General features: G+C 64.2%; 21 protein-coding genes. 3 read left to right on the top strand and 18 right to left on the bottom strand.

Annotated features, from left to right (window positions below; translation table 11 throughout):
• Positions 1-48: 48 nt before the first annotated feature.
• The 12 genes from paaE to JQ572_RS09465 all read right to left on the bottom strand — a co-directional run bounded on the left by paaE (position 49) and on the right by JQ572_RS09465 (position 9,990).
• Entirely contained in the window at positions 49-1,131 is a 1,083-nt protein-coding gene (paaE, locus tag JQ572_RS09520; protein ID WP_211382747.1) for a 1,2-phenylacetyl-CoA epoxidase subunit PaaE, read from the bottom strand.
• Between the two features lie 138 nt (positions 1,132-1,269).
• Entirely contained in the window at positions 1,270-1,773 is a 504-nt protein-coding gene (gene paaD / locus JQ572_RS09515; RefSeq protein WP_211382746.1) for a 1,2-phenylacetyl-CoA epoxidase subunit PaaD, read from the bottom strand.
• Positions 1,767-2,543, bottom strand: coding sequence for a 1,2-phenylacetyl-CoA epoxidase subunit PaaC (gene paaC / locus JQ572_RS09510; RefSeq protein WP_211382745.1), 777 nt, complete (start codon positions 2,541-2,543; stop codon positions 1,767-1,769). The genes paaD and paaC overlap by 7 nt, the downstream gene beginning before the upstream one ends.
• The gene (gene paaB, locus JQ572_RS09505; protein WP_092186062.1) at positions 2,543-2,830 is read right to left on the bottom strand and encodes a 1,2-phenylacetyl-CoA epoxidase subunit PaaB; all 288 of its coding nucleotides are present in this window, start codon (positions 2,828-2,830) and stop codon (positions 2,543-2,545) included. Before paaB ends, paaC begins: the two co-directional genes overlap by 1 nt.
• A gap of 10 nt (positions 2,831-2,840) precedes the next feature.
• On the bottom strand, positions 2,841-3,833 hold the full coding sequence (gene paaA / locus JQ572_RS09500) for a 1,2-phenylacetyl-CoA epoxidase subunit PaaA (protein ID WP_211382744.1): 993 nt from the start codon (positions 3,831-3,833) through the stop codon (positions 2,841-2,843).
• Positions 3,834-3,909: 76 nt separating this feature from the next.
• Positions 3,910-4,776: a phenylacetic acid degradation operon negative regulatory protein PaaX gene (paaX, locus tag JQ572_RS09495; protein ID WP_211382743.1), complete on the bottom strand. Its 867-nt coding sequence runs from the start codon at positions 4,774-4,776 to the stop codon at positions 3,910-3,912.
• 100 nt (positions 4,777-4,876) lie between these two features.
• Positions 4,877-5,647 (bottom strand): lipase family alpha/beta hydrolase, encoded by a 771-nt coding sequence (locus JQ572_RS09490; RefSeq protein WP_211382742.1) that lies wholly within the window; start codon positions 5,645-5,647, stop codon positions 4,877-4,879.
• Between the two features lie 199 nt (positions 5,648-5,846).
• Positions 5,847-7,133, bottom strand: a complete 1,287-nt coding sequence (locus JQ572_RS09485) for a DUF445 domain-containing protein (RefSeq protein ID WP_211382741.1) — start codon at positions 7,131-7,133, stop codon at positions 5,847-5,849.
• A 158-nt stretch (positions 7,134-7,291) separates the two neighbouring features.
• Positions 7,292-7,747, bottom strand: coding sequence for a phasin (locus tag JQ572_RS09480; RefSeq protein WP_211382740.1), 456 nt, complete (start codon positions 7,745-7,747; stop codon positions 7,292-7,294).
• A 190-nt stretch (positions 7,748-7,937) separates the two neighbouring features.
• The gene (locus JQ572_RS09475; RefSeq protein WP_211382739.1) at positions 7,938-8,531 is read right to left on the bottom strand and encodes a GNAT family N-acetyltransferase; all 594 of its coding nucleotides are present in this window, start codon (positions 8,529-8,531) and stop codon (positions 7,938-7,940) included.
• Positions 8,528-9,610: a PHA/PHB synthase family protein gene (locus JQ572_RS09470; protein ID WP_211382738.1), complete on the bottom strand. Its 1,083-nt coding sequence runs from the start codon at positions 9,608-9,610 to the stop codon at positions 8,528-8,530. Before JQ572_RS09470 ends, JQ572_RS09475 begins: the two co-directional genes overlap by 4 nt.
• A complete protein-coding gene (locus tag JQ572_RS09465) occupies positions 9,607-9,990 on the bottom strand; it encodes a hypothetical protein (RefSeq protein ID WP_211382737.1) in 384 nt (127 codons plus the stop codon). The genes JQ572_RS09470 and JQ572_RS09465 overlap by 4 nt, the downstream gene beginning before the upstream one ends.
• Before the next feature lie 166 nt (positions 9,991-10,156).
• Here JQ572_RS09465 and JQ572_RS09460 point away from each other — a divergent pair, with 166 nt between their 5' ends.
• Both JQ572_RS09460 and JQ572_RS09455 read left to right on the top strand, forming a co-directional pair.
• On the top strand, positions 10,157-11,071 hold the full coding sequence (locus tag JQ572_RS09460) for an alpha/beta fold hydrolase (RefSeq protein WP_211382736.1): 915 nt from the start codon (positions 10,157-10,159) through the stop codon (positions 11,069-11,071).
• A gap of 125 nt (positions 11,072-11,196) precedes the next feature.
• Entirely contained in the window at positions 11,197-11,661 is a 465-nt protein-coding gene (locus JQ572_RS09455) for a nuclear transport factor 2 family protein (RefSeq protein ID WP_211382735.1), read from the top strand.
• A 29-nt stretch (positions 11,662-11,690) separates the two neighbouring features.
• Here JQ572_RS09455 and JQ572_RS09450 read toward each other — a convergent pair whose 3' ends face one another.
• The 6 genes from JQ572_RS09450 to JQ572_RS09425 form a co-directional block, all read right to left on the bottom strand.
• On the bottom strand, positions 11,691-12,365 hold the full coding sequence (locus tag JQ572_RS09450) for a spermidine synthase (RefSeq protein WP_211382734.1): 675 nt from the start codon (positions 12,363-12,365) through the stop codon (positions 11,691-11,693).
• A 30-nt stretch (positions 12,366-12,395) separates the two neighbouring features.
• Positions 12,396-15,629, bottom strand: coding sequence for a bifunctional cytochrome P450/NADPH--P450 reductase (locus JQ572_RS09445; RefSeq protein ID WP_211382733.1), 3,234 nt, complete (start codon positions 15,627-15,629; stop codon positions 12,396-12,398).
• A gap of 129 nt (positions 15,630-15,758) precedes the next feature.
• Entirely contained in the window at positions 15,759-16,754 is a 996-nt protein-coding gene (locus tag JQ572_RS09440; protein ID WP_211383528.1) for an alpha/beta fold hydrolase, read from the bottom strand.
• 10 nt (positions 16,755-16,764) lie between these two features.
• Positions 16,765-18,315: a WS/DGAT/MGAT family O-acyltransferase gene (locus tag JQ572_RS09435; protein WP_211382732.1), complete on the bottom strand. Its 1,551-nt coding sequence runs from the start codon at positions 18,313-18,315 to the stop codon at positions 16,765-16,767.
• Between the two features lie 46 nt (positions 18,316-18,361).
• Positions 18,362-19,162 (bottom strand): esterase/lipase family protein, encoded by an 801-nt coding sequence (locus JQ572_RS09430; RefSeq protein ID WP_211382731.1) that lies wholly within the window; start codon positions 19,160-19,162, stop codon positions 18,362-18,364.
• Positions 19,162-19,419 (bottom strand): DUF6489 family protein, encoded by a 258-nt coding sequence (locus JQ572_RS09425; protein ID WP_211382730.1) that lies wholly within the window; start codon positions 19,417-19,419, stop codon positions 19,162-19,164. Before JQ572_RS09425 ends, JQ572_RS09430 begins: the two co-directional genes overlap by 1 nt.
• 385 nt (positions 19,420-19,804) lie before the next feature.
• On the opposite strand from JQ572_RS09425, the gene JQ572_RS09420 reads away from it, so the two are divergent.
• A complete protein-coding gene (locus JQ572_RS09420) occupies positions 19,805-21,400 on the top strand; it encodes an ABC transporter substrate-binding protein (protein WP_211382729.1) in 1,596 nt (531 codons plus the stop codon).
• Positions 21,401-21,418: the final 18 nt, after the last annotated feature.

The raw sequence follows: 21,418 nt of genomic DNA, 5'->3' as shown, positions 1-21,418 counted from the left end.
TCCCGGCCAATGGCTTGCTCATGATGTTGTTCTGGTTGGCTCGCACTGTCAAACGTGGTCGTAATCGACGACGACCCGCGCCGACGAAGGCTTTGCCTGGCAGGTCAGGACGAAACCGGCCTTCAGCTCCCAGGGTTCCAGCGAATAGTTGATGTCCATCGGTGCCTCGCCCTCGACCAGTTTTGCCCGGCAGGTCGAGCACATGCCGCCCTTGCAGGCGAAGGGCAGATCGACGCCGGCGCGAAGCGCGGCATCGAGGATGGCCTCGTCCTCGGCGACCGGCACGTCGCGGCGCTTGCCGTCGATGATCAGCGATGCGATCGCCTTCGGCGGCGCATCCGGGGCGACGGCCTTCTTCGGCCGCGGCTTGCCGCCGAACTCGGAGACGAAGCGCTCGACGTGGATGCGCTCGTCCGCGATGCCGAGATCACGGCAGGTCGCCTCGATGTCCTCGCTCATGCCGGACGGACCACAGATGAAGACGTGATCGACGCTTGCCGCCGGCACCAGCGAGCGCAGCAGCACCCTCACCTTGTCGCCGTCGAGCCGGCCATGCAGGATCGGGATGTCCTGCTCTTCACCGGAGATGACGTGAAAGATCGAGAGGCGGTCGATGAAGCGATCCTTGAGCTCCTCGAGTGCTTCGAGGAACATGATGTTGTCGGTCGCGCGGTTGCCGTAGAACAGGAAGAAGCGGCTGTCCGGCTCGCGTGCGAGGATGCCCTTGACGATCGACAGGATCGGCGTGATGCCGGAACCTGCGGCAAAGCCGACATGGATCCGCCCCGTATCGGCCGGCGCGACCACGCCGAAGCGGCCGGTCGGCGTCATCACGTCGAGTTCGTCGCCGCATTTGAGTTCATCGGCGGCCCAGCTCGAAAACGCGCCGCCGTCGATCTTCTTCACAGCGATGCGGATTTCACCGTCATCGGGACCGGAGCAGATCGAATAGGAGCGGCGCACTTCCTCGCCATCGAGCATGGTCCGGAGCGTGAGATACTGGCCGGGGTTGAAAGCATAGTCATCGGAGAGTTCGCGCGGGATCGCGAAGGTCATCGAGACGGCGTCGGACGCCTCGCGGCGGAGATCGCTGACGGCCAGACGATGGAAGCGGGGGGCGGCTGCGGACATCATGGACACCCTACATCGGCCTCACCGCCGTCATTGCGAGGAGCTCTTGCGACGAAGCAATCCAGACTGCTTCCGCGGAGACAGTCTGGATTGCTTCGCTGCGTTCGCAATGACAATGTGGCTGGCATCTCGTTCAACTCAATGACACTTGAAGTAATCGAAGGGCTCGCGACAGGCCTTGCAGCGCCACAGCGCCTTGCAGGAAGTCGAGCCGAATTCGGACAACAGTTCGGTATTGTCCGAGCCGCATTGCGGGCAAGCGACGGCCTGTTCGCCGAACAGCGCGCGGCGCGAGTTGGAGGCCTGCGGCGGGGCGATGCCGTAGGCACGCAGCTTCTGCCGACCCTCATCGCTCATCCAGTCGGTGGTCCAGGCAGGCGACAGCACCGTGCGCACCTTTGAGCCACGGAATCCGGCGCGCTCCAACGCGACCTCGATCTCCAGCGCGATCATGTTCATGGCCGGACATCCCGAATAGGTCGGCGTGATCGCGACCTCGACATGATCGCCGTCGAGAACGACGTCTCTGAGCACGCCGAGATCGGCGATGCTCAGCACCGGAATTTCGGGATCGACAACGCTGGCCGCGGCGTCCCAGGCACGCTGGCGCAGCTCGCTATCGCGTTCCAGCACCGTCACCATGCCAGCCCCGGGAAAGTGCGCTGCATCGACTGCAGCTCGGACAGGAGATGGCCGAGATGTTCGCTGTGCCGGCCCACGCGGCCGCCCTGCTGCATCCAGTCGTTCTGCGGCAGCTCAAGCGTGGCCTCGCTGACGACATCGGAGAGCATCTTCAGCCAGCGGCCGCGCAGAACACCCGGATCGACGGCGATACCCGCATGGATCAAGGCGCGTTCGCCATCGTCGACGGCAAACATCTCGCCGGTGAACGCCCAGAGATGATCGATCGCGGCCTGCGCACGGGCATGGCTCTCCTCGGTGCCGTCGCCGAGACGGATGATCCACTCCGAGGCGTGCCGCAGGTGATAGGCACTCTCCTTCTCCGACTTCGCGGCAATCGCCGCGAGCGTCGTGTCGCGCGATGTCATCATCGCGCGCCAATAGAGGTCGGCGAAAGCGGAATAGAAGAACTGCCGCACCAGCGTCTGGGCGAAGTCGCCGTTCGGCTGCTCGACCAGCAGCAGATTGCGGTACTGCCTGACATCGCGCAGGTAGGCGAGCTTGTCCTCGTCGTTGTCGTTGCCTTCAGCCTTGGCGGCGTAGGTGTAGAGCTCGCGCGCCTGGCCGATGAGATCGAGCGCGATGTTGGAGAGCGCCATGTCCTCTTCCATCATCGGCGCATGCCCGCACCATTCGGACAGCCGATGACCGAGGATCAACGCATCGTCGGCGCGGCGCAGCGCATAGAGCACCAGCGGTGTTTCGGAGACCTGGATGTTGGCGACAGGCATCACATGTGCCCCACTTCTTCCGGCACCTCATAGAACGTCGGATGCCGGTAGATCTTCGATTCCGCGGGCTCGAACATCATCCCCTTCTCGGCGGGATCGCTGGCGGTGATCGCGGTCGACGGCACGACCCAGATCGACAGGCCCTCGCCGCGGCGGGTGTAGATGTCGCGGGCGGCCTGGAGCGCCATGGTGGCGTCGCTGGCATGCAGGGAGCCAACATGCTTGTGCGCAAGCCCGTTGCGGCTGCGAATGAAGACTTCCCACAGCGGCGTGTTCGGCGTGGTCATCGTGATCTCCCTATTCCGCAGCTTGTGCGGTCTGACGCTGCGCGCGCTTTGCGGCATAGGCAGCGGCAGCCTCGCGCACCCAGGCGCCCTCGTCGTGCGACTTGCGGCGCGCGGCCATGCGGTCGCGGTTGCAAGGTCCGTTGCCGGCAAGCACCTGCTTGAATTCGGTCCAGTCGATCGCGCTGTAGCGCCAGTGCCCGTCTGCGTCCTGCGTCATGCCGGGATCGGGAATGGTGAGGCCGAGATATTGCGCCTGCGGCACGGTGGCATCGACGAATTTCTGACGCAGCTCGTCATTGGAGAAGCGCTTGATCTTCCACTTCGTCGAGGTGTCGCTATGCTGGCTGGTGGCATCGGGCGGGCCGAACATCATCAGCACCGGCCACCACCACCGATCCAGCGCATCCTGCGCCATCGCCTTCTGCTCGTCCGACCCGCGGCACAGCGTCAGCATGATCTCGTAGCCCTGGCGCTGGTGGAACGATTCCTCCTTGCAGACGCGGATCATCGCGCGCGCATAGGGACCGTAGGAGCAGCGGCACAGCGGGATCTGGTTCATGATCGCGGCGCCGTCCACCAGCCAGCCGATGGTGCCGATGTCGGCCCAGGTCAGCGTCGGATAGTTGAAGATGGACGAGTACTTGGCCTTTCCGGCAAGCATCGTATCGACCAGTTCCTCGCGCGAGGCGCCAAGCGTCTCCGCGGCGGCATAAAGATAAAGCCCGTGGCCGCACTCGTCCTGCACCTTGGCGAGCAGCGCCGCCTTGCGGCGCAGCGTCGGCGCGCGCGTGATCCAGTTGCCTTCGGGCAGCATGCCGACGATTTCGGAATGGGCGTGCTGGGAGATCTGACGGGTGAGCGTCTTGCGATAGGCCGCCGGCATCCAGTCGTTCGGCTCGATGCGCTCCTCGGCGTCGATGCGGGCCTGGAACTGGGCCGCCTTGGCTACGTCCTCGAGGCTGCGGTCATCCGCCTCGGCCGTGTTCAGCGCCTGGGTATACATGCGCATCCTCCCGTTTTATTGGGAGGCAATATATAACAAGAATTATCTCATGCAAGATATTTCTGTAACATGTCGATCAGGCCTCGAATCTGCGTTCCAGAAGCTTCCGGGCCGGCGGCAATGGCCCTCTTTCGTTGGTTCCATGGCCATCAAGCCATTGTTCGGACGGGGCAAGCAGCGCGCGATACATCTCGCCGCAGAGTTCGCGTGCAGCCCGCCCCGGCCAGTCCGGCGGCAGCAGGCTCTGGGGCAGCAGGGGATCGCGCAGCACGACACGGCGATAATAGTGGATCAGGAGAATGCGCGCGGTGAACGCGTCGGCCCCGGACAGATTCGTGCCGCGCGCGAGCGCGCCGCGCAGCGGCTCGAACGTCTTCATGAATTTCAGATAGGCGTCCGCGGTACGGTCGAGCGGCCAGCTTTGGCTGAGCAGACGGCGGCCGCTGTCATCCTCGGCCGAGACTTCCAGCCGGATCGCGCCCGCGGCCTCGTCCGGCACCGGCACGCCCGACGGCGCAACCCACACACCAGGCAGCGGGCTGCCGAAGCCGGCGTTGCGCAGCGCCTCGCGCGAGGCGTCGCGATCCTCGCCGTTGCCGATCAAGAGCAGTTCGAAGCGTCCGGTCCAGTCAGATGGCGGCGGATCGTAGATGTGGCGCGTGGCGGCCGCGAAGGTCTGCTGCCCCTTGTCGGCCAGGCGATAGAAGCTGTTGCGGCCGACCTTTTCGCGCGTCAGCCAGCCATCGGCTGCGAGCCGGGACATCGCCGTGCGCACCACACCGCTGTCGATGGCCAGACTCTCGAAGAATTCCAGCAGCGTGCCGAGCCACACCGAGCCGCCGCGCGGCACGATGGCGTCGCCGAACACGGTGATGACGATGGAGCCGGTGCGCGACGGCTCGCGCTTGAGCTGGTCGATAATGCGGGACAACGGATGCGCCATGCGCGAGGCATAGCGCGTTTGGTGCTGGCGCGACAATGGACGGAAGCGACGCTGTTGCTCTCCCTCTCCCCGTTGTCACGGGGCGAGGTGAGGACGTGCACTACCGATGCGGGTCGGGATAGGCCAGGCTGCGCCAGCCGCTGCGGTCGAAGGGCCGCCACTGGCCTTCCTTCTGCGCGAGGCGATCGGCGACCGCATAGACCGCGGCCGGATGATGACCCATGCCGCAATGGCTGCTCTCGATCTCGATGCTCTCGGTCTGCGCGCCCGCCTTCTCCATGCAGCCCTGCCAGGCGCAGACGCCATCGGTGCGGCTGAAGATCGCGGTGGTCGGCACCGGCGGCGGCACGGCGAGTTCGCCGCCGAACTGCGGATCGACCTCGTCGGACTTCCGTCCGCTCGCCCATTCATAGACGCGCCAGGCATTGGTGGAATGGGGATTGCCCGCAAACGGGCTGCCGAGCGTGATCACCTGGCGCACGCGCTCCGGCATCATCTTGGCGAGCTGGCGCGCGTAGAGGCCGCCGAGGCTCCAGCCGACCAGACTGATCTTGCGGCCATGGGTATCGCTGAGCTCCTGGACCAGATCGACCATCGCGTGCTGCACGCCCTCGCGCAGGCCATAGTTGCGGCCCTGGCGCCAGCCGCTCACCGCATAGCCCTTGCCCGCCAGAAACGTGCGCAGTGCGCGCGTGGACGTGTCGGAGGCCACAAGGCCCGGCAGCACCAGCACCGGATGCCCATCGCCGCGCGACGCAAGGCTCAGCAACGGCAGTGCGCCGAGGAATGCACCGAACTCGTGGATCGCGCGCCCTTCCAGGAACATCAGAGTACGGGACGGCGGACGCAGCGTCTGGGCAGTAGCGGTCATCAATGGTCCCTCGGAAGAATTGCTGAAAAGGTCACCGGCTGCGATGCCGGCAAATGGGTTGAATTCCAACACGCCCGCTTCTCGAACGTTCCGCAGCGCAACATGAATCAGCTAGGCCGCCGGTTCCCGACATTCAAGCGGGTGAAGCCAAAGGCCACAATAGGCCGGCGCGTGAATGCCAACGTGCGTGACGCAAAAGTCACAACAATCGAAGCAGGAATTCTACGGAGTAAAGCGCAAGTCCCGCGAGCCCGCCGATCAGCGAACCGTTGAAGCGGATGTATTGCAGGTCGCGGCCGATGTTGATCTCGATCAGCGAAATCAGCTGCGCCATGTCCCACGCCTTGACCTGGTCGGAGATGAAGGTCGAGACGCCACTCTTCTGGTCCGCGACGAAACTGCGCAGCACCGCCACCAGGCCCTTGTTGATCTCGCCGCGCAGTTCGGCATCGCCGGCGAGCGCTTCGCCGGCGGCGACGAACATGCCGGCGAGATGATGCTGCAATACCTGCGTCTCGCCGCTCGCGCTTCGCTCGATGAAGGACCGCGTGTTGGCCCAGACCGTGCGGGCGAGATCGGCAAGCTCGGGCCGTGCGAGCAGGTCGCGCTTCAAGCCGTCGATGCGTTCGACATAGGCCTGGTCGGTGCCGAGCCGGTCGACGAAACTCAGCACCATGCGGTCGAACTCACTCCGGAACGGATGTTTGGGATCGCTGCGCACCTCATTGAAGAAGGCGGTCGCCGACGCAACGATCTTGTTCACCAGAAACTTGTCGGCACGATAGAGCCTGAGCAGGGTCGGCAACTCCGCGCGCACCTTGTCGCGGATTATCGCCATCGTCTCCTTCTGGTTCAGCGTCTCGTGCATCACGCGCAGGAGATCGTCGAACAGGATCTGGTGCCGCCCCTCCGCAACAAAGCCGCGCAACGTGCCGGCCGCGAGCGGCGCCAGGTCGATCGCCTGGAGCTGCGAGGACATGCGGCGGATGATGAAGGTCATCAGGCCGGAGGTCTCGGTCGCGGAGAAGGCTTCGGGCAGCAGGCGCAACGCAAAGCGCGCCAGGTCGTCACTGCGCTTGCGATCGCGCAGCCAGTCCGCAACGAACGAGCCGAAGTCGATCTCCTGCAGCTTGGCCTCGACGGGACCGGCCTCGAGGAAATGCACCTGGATGAATTCGCCGAGCTTGTCGGCGATGCGGGCCTGGTTGCTCTGGATGATCGCGGTGTGCGGGATCGGCAGGCCAAGCGGACGCTTGAACAGCGCGACCACGGCATACCAGTCGGCGAGCCCGCCAATGGTCGCAGCTTCCGCGAAGGCGGCGATGAAGCCGAATACGGGATGCACGGGGAGAAGCCATTTCGCGACGACGAACAGCAGAAGCGTCGAGGCCAGCACCAGCGTCGCCAGCGCCTTCACTCGGCGCAGTTCGGCCGCGCGTTCGGCATCGCCGGGGGAGTCGAAGGAGAAGCTGCCCGATGGAGTCATGACTGCATCACAGTACCCGTCATTGCAGGCGAAGCGAAGCAATCCAGAATCGTTCCGCAGAAAGAGTCCGGATGGCTTCGCTTCGTTTGCAATGACGGCAAGGCAAAAAACAAGGCCCGCCGAAGCGGGCCTCAAATTCAGTTTCTCGTCCAGACAGATCAGGCGGTCTTGTTGTAGACCTTGGCAAAATTGTCCTGAGCGGACTTCGCACCGTTGGTGGCGAGCTTGCCGAGATAGTCGGTGGTCGCCTTGGCGCGCGAGACGAAGGCTTCGCCGCGTGCACGGAGCAGGCTGGACTGGATCTCGACGGCTTCGCTGAACGACTTGGCGGACGCCAGCTTGTCGATGCCCGAGAAGAACGCCTCGGCGTCCTCAAAGATCGCCTGCTGGATGTTGCGGCTGATCTTGCCGGCTTCAGTGACGGACTCGGTCACCGCGTTCTCGACGGCGGCGGTCACGCGCTCGGAGCCAGCGAACACTTCGGCAGCACGATCCTTGGCGGTACTGGCGGACTTCTTGACGAATTCGCGGGCAGCCTCGGGAACTTCCAGGTTCTGGATGTTCTTGAAAGCGTCTTTGAAGCCCTCGAAAGCGGTGTTGGTTTCGGTGGTCATGGGGTTTTCTCCATCCTCATTGGTTGAGCTATGGGCTCACCCCGTCCTCATTGGCCCGGGGCACTGCTTATATGGCATAGCTAATTGTGCGATGCAATATTCATATTGCGCTGCGATATCACGAAATCGTGAACAGCCTTCAGGGTAGGCAATATGGTGCCTTCGTAGCCAGTCGGGCCCCGCTGGGAACCTAGTGCTGGACGGCGCCCGGAAGCCCATAGGCTTCCATCTGTGCCTGGACCTGCGCAATGTTGTGGCCGAGCACGACGATGTCGTGCGTCTTGCCGTCGACGTCCCGGACGTGGTCGCGCAGCAGCGCCTCGGCCTTGAAGCCGAGGCTTTCGAACACGGCAATCGCCGCCTGCTGGTCGACCGTCATCTGGACCGAGAGCTTTTCGAGGCCGGCGCCGAGCGCGAGCGCAAAGGTCTCCTGCGACAACGCCCGCCCCACCCCCTTCCCGCGCACGTCGAGCGAGACGACCATCCGGATCTCGCCGACATGGGGCGACCAGGAGTGAGGATCGCGCACCAGCGTGCCGCAGCCGACGACCTTGCCGTCCTTCACCGCGAGCAGGCTCGTGATCGCGCCGCGCTCGATCTCCTTGACCCAGGCCGAGAGCACTTTTGGCTCGCTGATGTTGCGAGGCAGGAAAAGGAGATCGTGGGTCGGCAGGCCCTTGCCGAAGGCGAGCACGGCGGCCTCGTCCGCGGGCGACATCAGGCGGATCTCGATATCTCCGGCATCGGTCTTGACGTGACGCGGATAGGAACGCTGCTCGCTCATGTCGATCTCTTCCCAAGCCAGGAATCCAGTTTCGGCCACAGCCGCTTCACCGCATTGGCGCCGGCGACGAGCGAGACGTGACCGCCCTTCAGCATCACCTCTTCCTTGTCCCCGGATCCGATCTTGGCGATCAGGTGCTTTGCGGCGTCATAGGGCACGATGTGGTCGTGCTCGGCGACCGCATGCAGGAACGGCACCTTGATGTTCGCGAGCTTCGCCGCGCGGCCGCCAACCGACATGGTGTCGTTGAACAGCTTGTTGTCCCACATCAGGTCCTTGGTGATCGTACGAAAATATTCGCCAGCCAGCGGCAGCGTGTCGGTCGCCCAGCGGTCGAACATCCGGTAGGATTTGACGAACTCGTCGTTCCAGATGTTTTCCCAGAGCTGGATCTGGCTCACCGCGCGCGAGGCCGGGCGCAGCATCTCGAACGACGACAGGATCATCTCCGGCGGCACGTTGCCGACGCTGTCGACGAGGCGGTCGACGTCGAAATAACGGCGGTCGGAGAAATTCGAGAACAGCTTCATCTCGCGGAAGTCGATCGGCGTGGTGAAGCAGATCAAATTCTTCATCGGCCCGTCCATGAAGATCGAGCCGTAGAGCAACGACAGCACGCCACCGAAGCAGTAACCGATCACCGAGACGTCCTGCTCGCCGGAATCCTGCTGCACGCGGCGGACGCAGTCCGGGATGAAGTCGAGGACATAGTCTTCCATCCGCAGGCTCTTTTCCTCCGGCCGCGGCGCGCTCCAGTCCAGCATGTAGACGTCGTAGCCGCGCTTCAAGAGGAACTCGATGAAGCTCTGGCCCGGCACGAGGTCGAGAATGTAGCCGCGGTTGGTGGTCGCCATCACGATCAGCACCGGCACGCGGTAGATCTCGTCCGACATCGGCCGGTAGTGATAGAGGCTCATCGTGCCGCGCGAATGCAGCACGTCCTTCGGCGTCGAGCCGAGGGTGGGCCCGGAGGTCGAAAAATATTCGACGCCCTTGATGCTGCGCTGGATCGCGCGCTGCACCTCGGACTGGATGCGCTCCGGGATCGACGCCAAATCAAGTCCCGCCGGCGCGTTCATGTCTGCCCTCCGTTTTCCGAGGGCGGACGCTTCGTCCGCGGCGGCTTCGGCGCCCCGTCGAGGCCTTGCGAGATGCCGGAACTCGCCGCCATCTGGCTCAGCATCGACTTCATCTCGCCGACCTGGGCTTCGATGGATTGCAGCCGTTCCGCAAGGGCCGTGACCTGCTCCCGGCTCGGCAGGTTCATCGAGACCAGATACTTCTCCATGAGCTCGCCAAGCTGCTTCTGAGCACCTGCAGCAACGCCGCCGGCCCGGTTCATGGCTTGTGAAAACTCGGGCGACGACATGGCCTGGTTGGCGAAGGAGTTGAAGCCCTTCTCCATCTCGCCCATCATCTTCTGCCACATGGCGACCGGGTCGTTGGTCTTGTCGGTCATCGGCGTCCTCCTGAAATCGAGAGCTTCGACGCCCTTCTTTTTCCGTCATACCACACCGTTGCGAGGTGCCGGTCAACCGGCAAGCGGCGGCGCGGTGTCGCGCATGCTTCATTGCGGCGGGAAACCGTGCGATACACAATCGATCAAAAGCCGAGGGAACGCATCCGTGACCGCCCATCAGCCGCCCCAGACCGTCCGCGCCAATGGCATCGATATCTGCTACGAGATTTTCGGCAACGACAATGCCGAGCCGCTGCTGCTGATCATGGGGCTGGGCGCCCAGATGATCCACTGGGACGATGCGTTCTGCGAGCAGCTCGCCGCGCATGGCTTTCGCGTGATCCGCTTCGACAACCGCGACATCGGCAAGTCGAGCCACCTCACCGGCGGCAAGCGCCTGACGCCGCTCGAGCTATTGAAGCTGCGCTTCCTCAAGATTCCCGTCGCGGCAACCTACAAGCTGATCGACATGGCGAAAGACACGGTCGGGCTGATGGATGCACTTGGCATCAAGTCGGCGCATCTGGTCGGCGCCTCGATGGGCGGCATGATCGCGCAGGAGGTGACACTGTCGTTTCCCGAGCGCGTGCGCTCGCTGACCTCGATCATGTCGACGACGGGCAATCCGCGCGTGCCGCCGCCGACACGCGAGGCCGCCGCGATGCTGATGGCGCCGCCGCCGCGCAGCAAGGAGGAGTTCATCGTCCGCTACGGCCAGACCTGGAACATCTTGCGCGCCGGGTCCTTCCCGGAAGAGGAGGCGCTCGACCCCGGCCGTGCCGAACGCGTGTTCGCGCGCGGGCTCAATCCCGCCGGCGTCGGCCGGCAGCTCCGCGCGGTGCTCGCCTCCGGCAGCCGCAAGGAGCGGCTGCATGGCGTGAAGACGCCGACGCTGGTGATCCACGGCACGGTCGATCCCCTGGTCCATCCCGAAGGCGGCAAGGACACGGCAGCATCAATTCCCGGCGCAAAGCTGTTGATGATCGAAGGCATGGGCCACGCGCTGCCGATGCGCTTCTGGCCCGAGATCATCGGTGCCATCGACAAGCACGCGCATGGTGCGGCAGCGCAGGCGGCGTAGACCGGCGGAGGTCTCCTCGCGGTGACCATGTGAGCTTCCGGTTACTCTCTTAACGCAGGCCGGCACGAAAGCTATACAGGCCTCCCTCAATCGCAAGACAGAGGCCGCGGCCTCTCGGAGCTCACATGCGTCTCATCGTCCGGTCCGTCGCAATGATTGCGGCTTCCATTCTCATGCTGTCCCTCGGCAACGGCGCCGCGATCGCCGCCAGCGCGCAGGAAGAAGCCAACCGCGCCGCCGTGCTTGCCTTCTACGAGAAGGGCCTCAACCAGAAGGACGCCGATGCTGCCCTCGCCTATGTCGGCGACCGCTACGTCCAGCACAATCCGAACGCGGCCGACGGTCCGGACGGCTTCCGAAAGTTCATCGGCTTCCTGCGCGAGAAATTCCCGAACTCGCACAGCGAGATCAAGCGCAGCTTCGTGGATGGCGACTACGTCATCCTGCACGTTCACGCGGTTCGCGAACCCGGCACCAGGGGCAATGCGATTGTCGACATCTTCAAGCTGGAGAACGGCAAGATCGTGGAACACTGGGACGTCGTCCAGGCCGTCCCCGAAATTCCCGCCAACAGCAACACGATGTTCTGACGGATCGAACTGGGGACTGCGCAGGCGGCCTAGCTCTTTTTCGCCATCCAGATCACATGACGCGCGCCGCCACCCCTGCCGGTGGCGCGGATATTGACCTCGTTGACGTCGAAGCCGGCGCTTCCAAGCCGCTTGGTGAATGCAGGGTTGGGCCCAGAGGACCAGACAGCCAGCACCCCGCCCGGCCGCAGCGCGGTCTTCGCCGCCTTCAATCCGCTCGCATTATAGAGCGCGTCATTGCCCTTGCGGGTCAGTCCCTCCGGCCCATTGTCGACGTCGAGGAGAATCGCGTCGAAGGTCGAGCGTTGCGCCCGGATGATTTCACCGACGTCGGTCTCCCGGATGCTCACCCGGGGATCATCGAGGCTATCGCCAAAAACCTGCGCCATCGGGCCTCGCGCCCAGGCGACCACCGCCGGCACGAGCTCGGACACCACGATCTTCGCCTTGCCTCCCAGCACGGCGAGCGCCGCGCGCAGCGTAAAACCCATGCCGAGGCCGCCGATGAGAACGACAGGTTTTGCGACCGTCTCGATCTGCTTCGCCGCAAGCGTCGCGAGTGCGGCTTCCGAGCCCGACAGTCGGTTGTTCATCAACTCGTTGGTGCCGAGCTTGATGGAAAACTCCTTGCCGCGCCGCATCAGGCGGAGCTCCTCGTCGGAGCCGGGGATTTTCGCGGTATCGATCTTTTCCCAGGGAATCATGCGAGAGCTTTAGCACGGTCGGACCAACAATCACCCTCCCGCCCAGACGTCCAGCACATACCGGTTCGTCGCGCCCATCTCCTCGATCCAGCGCGCAGCCGCCACGGCGTCGCTGCCGCTCTTCTCGCGGTGGATCGCGACGAGGGCCGCCTTCACGTCGGGCTCCATCCTGCTGCCGTCGCCGCAGACATAGACGATGGCGCCCTGCTCGATCAGCGGCCAGACCTTGTCCTTCTGCGCGGCGAGCACGTGCTGCACGTAGGTCTTTGGTCCATCTGCGCGCGAGAAGGCCGTGAACAGCTCGGTGACGCCATCGGCCGCGAACGCCTTCAGCTCGTCCGCGTAGAGAAAATCCCGATCAGGATGGCGGCAGCCGAAGAACAGCATGGCCGGGCCGAGCGTGGCGCCCTTCGCCTTGCGCGCGGCGCGCTCCTGGAGGAAGCCGCGGAACGGCGCCAGTCCCGTGCCCGGGCCGATCATGACGATCGGCACGGACGAATCATCCGGGAGTCGGAAGCCGGCCTTGGTCTCGCGCACGGTGGCGTAGATCGCATCGCCCGTGCGCCGGTTGGCGAGATAGTTCGAGCAGATGCCCTTGTAAGTGCCGCGCCCGGAGGCGGCCGGCCCCTCGACCACGCCGACGGTGACGCTGCAACGTAACGCGTCGACCGACGGAGAGGACGAGATCGAGTAGTAGCGCGGCGCCAGCAGCGAGAGCATCTCCAGATAGACGTGGAACGGCAATTCGCAGGCCGGGTATTCGAGCAGCAGGTCGACCACCGATTTGCGTCTCGCCAGAATCTCGGTTCGGTAGCGCTCGGCCGCCTCTGCTTCCTCACCGACGAAGGCCAGCAGCTTCGGCTTGGTGACCGGACAGCGGGTGTGCTCGGCCATGATCTGGATCTGCTTTCGTGTCGCCACCTGCTGCAGCTCGACGAACTCGCTGAGCAGGCGGCCGACCGACACGGCATCGCCGACCGGCAATTGCGCACGGCGGCCCTCAGTGACGCGAAGCCTGATCTGGTCTGCCGGCAGGAAGCCGAAGCGGCGGGCGACCGAATCCACCAGTGTCGGGTCATTGCGCGGAACGACACTCAAATGATCACCGACGCGGTAGGTGATGTTGGACGGCAGCTGCACCTCGATGTGACGCGTCGAACGCTCGGACGGATTGGACCCACCTCTGTTCTGCAGCTCGTCATTGACCAGCACCTTCATCGCCACCGCGCCGCCCTGGGCTACGATGGTGTTGACCGCGGTCACCGCCACCGGCTCGATCGCGTAGAGCGGATCGTCCTCGGCGGTGCGGGTGAAATTCCAGTCGATGCCGAATTCCCTGGTCGCGACCTGCGCGGCCGCCGGGAACCATTTCTGGAACTGGCCATCGAGATCGCTGCGCGCATCGCCTTCGCCGCGCGGATAGACTGCGCGCGCGCCATGCGCCGACAATTGCTCGTCGATGAAACGCGGCACCGATTGATAGGTCGCCGCCCAGTCGCTGTTGCCGCAGCCGAACACGGCATAGCGCACATTGGCGAAGGCATCCTTTGGCAGATCGTCGCCGAGCCATTTGACGAACTGCGTCGCATTGTCCGGCGGCGCGCCGTTATAGGAGGCGCAGATGATCAGCACGCCGCCCTCCTGCGGCAGCTTGCCGACGTAATCGTCGAGCGGGCCGAGTTGCACGGCAAAGCCGTTGATCTCGGCAAGGTCGGCCATCCGCGTCGCGAGTTCCTCGGCGGTGCCGAGGTTGGAGCCGTAAAGCACCAGCATCGGCGTGTTGTGGCCGGGACGCGCGGTCGGCTGACGCGGCGCCTTCGGCGCCGAAGCCGCCGCTACGGGCCCGCCATAGGCGCCGCGCTCGCGATCGGCGCGCGGACGCACCTTGATCTTGAAGCCCTCCGGCTTCATCGTCAGCGTTTCCTTCAGGTGCATCTGGTAGCGCTGGTGATCGATCAGCTTGAAGCGCTGGAGGATCATGCCGAGTGCGAGCGCGGCCTCGTGCATGGCGAAGCCACGGCCGATGCAGGCGCGCTGGCCGTTGCCGAACGGCTTCCAGGCATTGATCGGCCGCTTGGCTTCCGCCTCGCGGCTGAAATTCTCGGGGTCGAAGGCGTCGGGGTTCGGTCCCCAGACAGAGGGATCGCGATGCAACGCCGTCACCAGTATGGTGGTGAACGTGGCCTTCCGGAGCTTGTACTTGCCGCCGCCAATGGTCTCGTCGTTGAGCGGCGAGATACCGTAAGCGGGCGCCGGCGGCCACAGCCGCAGTGCCTCCTTGAGGATCTGCGTGATGTAGGTGAGCTGCGTCACCTGCTGGTAGGTCGGCTTCGCATTGACATCAGGGCCGAAGACGCGGTCGACCTCGTCATAGGCCTTCTTCAGGATGTCCGGGTGCTTGAGCAGCGCATAGAGGGTGCAGGACAGCAGGCCGCTGGTGGTCTCGTGGCCCGCGATCAGGAACGTGTTGATCTGGTAGCGGATGTTGACGTCGTCGAGCTGCTCGCCGCTCGAGCGGTCGACGCCGGTCATCATCGCGGCCAGCATGTCCTTCTTGTCGTCAATCGCTTCCGCGCTCTTGCGCCGCTCGGCGATGATCTCGTCGACCATCTTGTTCATGAAAGCGACGTCTTCGCCCAGCGTCTTGCGCCGCTTCTGCATCCAGATCTGCTCGAACGGCAGGCCGCGGGTCATCATGATGGTTTCGAGCGAGCGCACCAGCGACTCGACGAAGGGATGGTAGTCGCGCCGGTAGAACGAATTGAAGCGGTAGTCGAAGCCGCACAGGCCGATCGTGTCCAGCGTCAGCGCCGTCATGTCGTGGACCACGTCGATCTCGTCGTCGGCGTTGAGCCGTTTCCATTTGTTGACGAGCTGCTCGGCGATGTCGACCATGCTCGGATGATAGGACTGCATGGCGCGGTTGCCGAAGGGCTGGAGCAGGATATTGTGCGCCTTGCTCCAGTTCGGCTCCCGGGTGTCGGCCGTGAACAGTCCGTCGCCGCCCACCGCGCGCACGCGCCGCAGCGCGCCACGCACCGTCTTGTCGAACCGCTTCTCGTCGGAGAGCTCGTCGACGAGATCATGGCCGGAGACGACGACGATCGGCGAGCCCATCATGTCGAGCCAGAAGATCGGGCCCAGCTCCTTCGCAAGCCGCGTCAGGTGCTGCACGGGGGCGGCCGAGTCCAGCGACAGCATGTTGCCGACCACCGGCTTGGTCGGCGGCTGCGGGATCGGATCCAGACGGTTCTTGGATGACATCGAAATGTAGTCCCCCTGCCTCAATGTCGTCATCGCGAGCGAAGCGAAGCAATCCAGAAATATATCCGCGGAGCAGTCTGGATTGCTTCGGCGCTTCGCTCCTCGCAATGACGAGTTCGCAATGACGAATTAGCCGAACCGCCTTCTACGCCATTCGATCAGCCTGGCGCTGACCTCCTCAGGCTTCTCCTGCTGCGTCCAATGGCCGCTGTCGCGGACCAGGTACTTTTCCAGATCGGGAATGAATTTCTCCATGCCATCGGCGGACGACGGCGGCAGCACCGCATCATTCTCGGCCATGATCATCAACGACGGCACGCGCACCGTATGATCGAGCCCCTCGGAGCGCACCCAGTTGCGCGACATGTTGCGATACCAGTTGATGCCGCCGGTGAATCCGGTCCTGGTAAAGGCATCGACGAACACTTTCTTCTCCTCCGCCGACAGGATCGGCGTCCGGGGATCGTGCTTGGCATCATAGCCCGCGATCATTTGCGGGAATGCCAGGTTCAGCCGCGGCGAGGCACCGACACCAGCGACGACTTCCTCCGCCGGAGCATCTGCCGGGCGCGGCGCCGGCTTGCGCATGAAGGCGTCAAAGGTCTGCTCGACGCGGCTGCCAAAGATCCTGTCAGGCTCACGCGCCGGGTCCTGGAACTGCACGATGTACATCTTGTCGCCGAAGCGCGCGCGCAGGAGCTCGATCGGATCGGCCCAGGCGCGGTTGGTATGGGGCGTATTGATGCCGACCACGCCGGCGACCCGGTCGATGTGCCGCAGCGGCATCTGCCAGACGATGAAGCCGCCCCAGTCGTGACCGACAAAGATCGCCTTATCGATGTTGAGATGATCGAGCAGTCCGACGAGATCGCCTGTCAGATGTTCTATGTCATACGCTTCGACCGGCTCCGGCCGGTCGGTCGCGCCATAGCCGCGCTGGTCCGGCGCGATCACCCGGATGCCGGCCTCGCTCAGCGCCTTGATCTGGTGACGCCAGGAAAAGGCGAGCTCGGGCCAGCCATGGCACAGCACGATCGGCGGCTTGTCATCGGCCGGGCCCGCCTCGTAGTAGCCCATGCGGATTCCGTTCGTCTGCGCGAACTGGAGCGGCGGCATTTCGATCATCGACACATTCCTACTCCGCGGCGCCCTTGATGTCCGCCGCCGGCGGCGCATAGGCCGCCTCCAGCGCGGCGAATTCTTCCGGCAGCATATCGCACATCACCTGCACATGCGGAATGACGTTGGCGCCGACGATGAAGCCGAAATCGAGCTGATCGCGATAGCTCTGCACGGTGATGTTGAGCGCCTGCCCGTGCGTCGAGATCGACACCGGGAAGATGTGCAAGAGCTCGGCGCCGGCGGCATAGAGCGTCTGCCGCGGTCCCGGCACGTTGGACACCGTGATATTCGCCGCCGGCGGCAGCACGTCCGACAGGTCGGAGCGGCTGTAGAGAAGCGCCATGATCTGGACGATGATCGGCGCACCCAGCATCGAGATGTTGGAGACCTGCGGCATCAATGCACGCAATGGATGCGACATTTCCTTGGACTTGGTCGATTGCGCGATGATGGCTTCCAGCCGCGCCTTGGGATCGTCGATGTTGGTCGCGATCGAGCAGATCATGCCGAACACCTGGTTGTTGGCTTCGGTGTTGCCCTCTTCGCGCAACGAAATCGGAACCGCTGCGGTCAGCGACTTCGCCGGCAGCGTGCCGTATTGCTGAAGGTAGCGCCGGACCACGCCGGAAGCGAGCGCCAGCACCACGTCGTTGAGCTTGCCGCCGGCCTGCTTGGCCAGCGCCTTGGATCGCGACAGCGAGATCGACACGCCGGCAAAACTGCGTTCGGACGAGATCGACTTGTTGAGCATGGTCGGCGGCGACACCATGCTGGCCAGGCTCTCTCGCGACTTCGGATCGGAAATCTTGCCGAGCACGTCGGAGACGCTCTTGACCATGGTCGGGATGTTGCCGGCAAAACGTACCGCGCTCTCGATCTGGTACATCGCGTTGTCGAACAGGATCGAGCCGATGTCGCTCTTGCCGGTGCGCGGCAGCTGGAGATTCTTGGCGGCCGCCGAGGCATCGAGCGGCTGGGTGAAGAGCTGCTGATAGGAATCGAGCAGGTTCGCGGCGATATCGCGCGGCTCCTGCCCGGGCTTGGCTCCTGCCGTCGGCGGATCGACCTTCCGGGGGATCGGCGAGATGTCGTAGATCATGTTGGTCAGCGCCGCGCCGGCGCCGCCGTCGATGGCGGCATGATGCATCTTGGAATAGAGGCCGACCTCGTTGTCCTTCATGCCCTCGAACACGTAGAACTCCCAGAGCGGGCGGGCGCGGTTCAGGAGCTTGGCGTGCATCCAGCCGACGATGCGCTCGAGCGTGGCGCGATCGCGCGGCGCCGGCAGGCTGGCGCGGAAGATGTGGCGGTCGATGTCGAACTGGTCGTCCTCGACCCAGGACGGATGATCGATGTCGAGCGGCGCCTTCTCCAGCCGCGCCTTCAGGATCGGCGCGATGTGCAGGCGCGAGACGATCATCGCCTTGAAGTCTTCGAAGAAGTCGCCCTTGTAGTCGTCGGGCAACCGAAAGATCGCCATGCTGCCGACATGCATCGGCATTTCCGGCGTTTCCAGATAAAGAAATGATGCGTCCAGCGACGACAGCTTCTTACCGTCGGCCATGGTTCCCTCCGCGAGTTTTGACGGGCGCCTTTCCCGGCGCTTCTCGTCAGGCCGATATTGCCTGTTCCGGCGGGGCATATGCAATGGCAAACGGCCCTGCCCGGTCAAATGGCCAGAACTCCCCCTCCGGTTGCGCCAGGCGGTCCGCCACCGCCCACAGCGCCGCAGGGTTCACCCCGAGCCCGATATGGCTCGCCAGGTGCACCTCGATGTTCTCGGCACGGTCGGAAGGACGCAGCAGGCAGGTCCGCCAGTTCACGACACCGTCGGCGCGCGAATAGATCGACGTCGCCGGCACCGGCAGATCGCCCGCGATCGCCGCGCGCAGTTCGGCAAAATCCTCCACCTGCTCGCCGGACAGCGCCTCGTAGAGCCGCGTCGCATTGGTCGCCCGAACATCGTTGGCAAAAGGGCTACCGAGCGTGATGACGTAACGGACCATCTCCGGCGCCTGGAGCGCGAGATCGCGCGCATAGACGCCGCCAAGGCTCCAACCGACCAGGCTGACCTTGCGTCCGCTCGCAGCGTGGATTTCGGCGAGACGGGCGCGGAGCGAATCCCGTATCCGTCCAAGCCCGCCGAAATTGCGGCCCATCCGCCAGGCATGTGCCTCATAACCGAGTTCGCTGAGATAACGCCGCATCGGCGCCATCGAGAGGTCGCTGGCGAGAAAGCCCGGCAGCGCCAGCACCGGATGGCCATCGCCTTTGGGCGCGCGCATCAGGACCGGCGACAGCAGCAGGCTGGCATTGAATTCGAAGAGCCCACGGGCCTCCGCGAGCAGCAAGCCAAGGCCCGGCGGCCGCAGCCGGTCTGAGGTCTGCGGCCCGTCCGGCCCGGACGGCATTACTTCTTCTTGTCGCCGCTGCGCGTGCCGCCGAGGCCGGCCATGGTGACGAACATGTCCTGAAACCGCTCGGCGATCTTGGGATCGAAGGTGAACCAGCTCTGGATCAGCGATTCCGGCGAGACCTTGTCGATATTGCTCAAGACCTGCTGCTGCAGTTTTTCCATGACGGCAACCTGCATCGGCGAGACATCCGGCAATCCGAAGAATTGGCGGGCCTCGAGGGGGGTGCAGTCGATTTCGATGTTAACTTTCATGTCCCCTCCGGTTGAGATTCGAACTGCCTGGCACAGTATCGCCGCGACATGGCATGCGACGCAAGCGACCTGAGGCAGGTGGCCGGGCGCCGGACTCGGCTATCGGCGGATATGGTCAATCAAAACGCTTCGCCATGTACATGCCCGCCGGGCGCCTGCGGGGCGATTTCCCTCGCTACGCCGGGACCTCGCAGGTCGAAAGTCGAATGTCGCCCGTGCGCCTCTCGCCGCTAAATTGTCGGTCAGCATTGCTGCAAAGCGGTGCAACTTGGCGCGTTCCTTGCTGGAATGGCGCTTGCACGGGTCGAGAACTCTGGGCAACATGGATTGGGACGCCCGCCGAACAATCAAAAATCACGGCGCGGCAGAGTGGAGAGGGTCAAGAATGTCAGTCGGTCGAAGTCTGTTTGCGGCGACGCTCGCCGGTATGCTTGCGTTGGCGGTCTCGCCGGCGTCGAGCCAGACGCTACGTTATGCCAACCAGGGCGACCTGAAGTCGCTCGATCCCTATACGCTCAACGAGAGCACCACCCACGCCCATCTCGGTCACGCCTATGAAGGCCTCACCGCCCGCGACAAGGATCTAAAGATCATTCCGGCGCTGGCGGAGAGCTGGGAGACCCTGGAGCCGACCCGCTGGCGCTTCCATTTGCGGAAGGGCGTGAAGTTCCACAACGGCGACCCCTTCACGGCCGACGACGTGCTGTTCTCCGCCGATCGCGTCCGCAAGAAGGGGTCCAATATGCAGACCCGCCTTGCGCCCGACGTCAAGGTCGTCAAGGTCGACGACTACACCGTCGATTTCATCCTGCCCTCGCCCAATCCCATCCTGCATTCGGCATGGGACGTCTGGTACATCATGGACAAGAAATGGGCCGAGGAGAACAACGTCGTCGATCCGACGCCGGTGGCGGCGACCACGCCGAGCTACGCCTCGCTCCACGAGAACGGCACCGGTCCCTTCATCATCGAAAGCCATCAGCCCGGCGTGAAGACGGTGTTCAAGGCCAATCCCAACTACTGGGGCAAGGTCGAAGGCAACCTGAAAGAGATCATCTTCACTCCGATCGCCTCCGACGCCACCCGCGTCGCCGCGCTGCTCTCGGGCGAGGTCGACGTCATCGAGCCGGTGCCGGTCCAGGACATTTCCCGCGTCGATTCCAGCCCGAATGCCCATGTGCTGAAGGGGCCGGAGCTGCGCACCATCTTCATCGGCTTCGATCAGACTCGCGACGAGCTGCTCTACTCCAACATCAAGGGCAAGAACCCGTTCAAGGACGTCCGCGTCCGCGAGGCGTTCTACAAGGCGATCGACATCGAGCTGATCAAGACGCGCGTGATGCGCGGGCTGTCGACGCCGTCGGCACTGATGATCGCGCCGGAGCTGTACGCGCTGTCCAAGGAGTTCACGCGGCCGAAATTCGACCCCGATGGCGCCAAGAAGCTCCTGACCGAGGCCGGGTACCCGGATGGCTTCGAGGTCACGATGGATTGCCCGAACGATCGTTACGTCAACGACGCCGCGATCTGCCAGGCCGTCGTCGGCATGCTCGCCCGCATCGGCGTCAAGATCAACCTGCTGGCGCAGCCGAAGGCGCAGTACTTCGCCAAGGTGCTGAAGCAGGGCGGCTACCAGACCTCGTTCTACCTGCTGGGCTGGACTCCGAGCACGATGGACTCCCACAACGTGCTCTATGACATCATGGGCTGCCGCGACGATGCGAAATCCTCGCGGGGCGAGGCCAATCTCGGCGGCTATTGCAACAAGGAGTTCGACGCCATCACCGACAAGGTGCTGGTCGAGACCGACGCCGCCAAGCGCAACCAGCTGATCAAGCAAGCCTATGAGATCAGCATCAAGGACTGGGCCTACATCCCGCTACACCAGCAGGCGCTCGCCTGGGGCGTATCGAAGAAGGTGGACCTGCCGCAGCGCGCCGACAATCTGGTCATGTTCCGCGGGGCGACCAAGAAGGAATAGCGTCCGTTGATCACGAGG

This window comes from Bradyrhizobium sp. SZCCT0153 (assembly GCF_018129995.1).
Taxonomy (GTDB): Bacteria; Pseudomonadota; Alphaproteobacteria; order Rhizobiales; family Xanthobacteraceae; genus Bradyrhizobium; species Bradyrhizobium japonicum_G.
The sequence above is the reverse complement of the archived record's forward strand: the minus strand, read 5'-3'. Positions and strand labels throughout refer to the sequence as shown.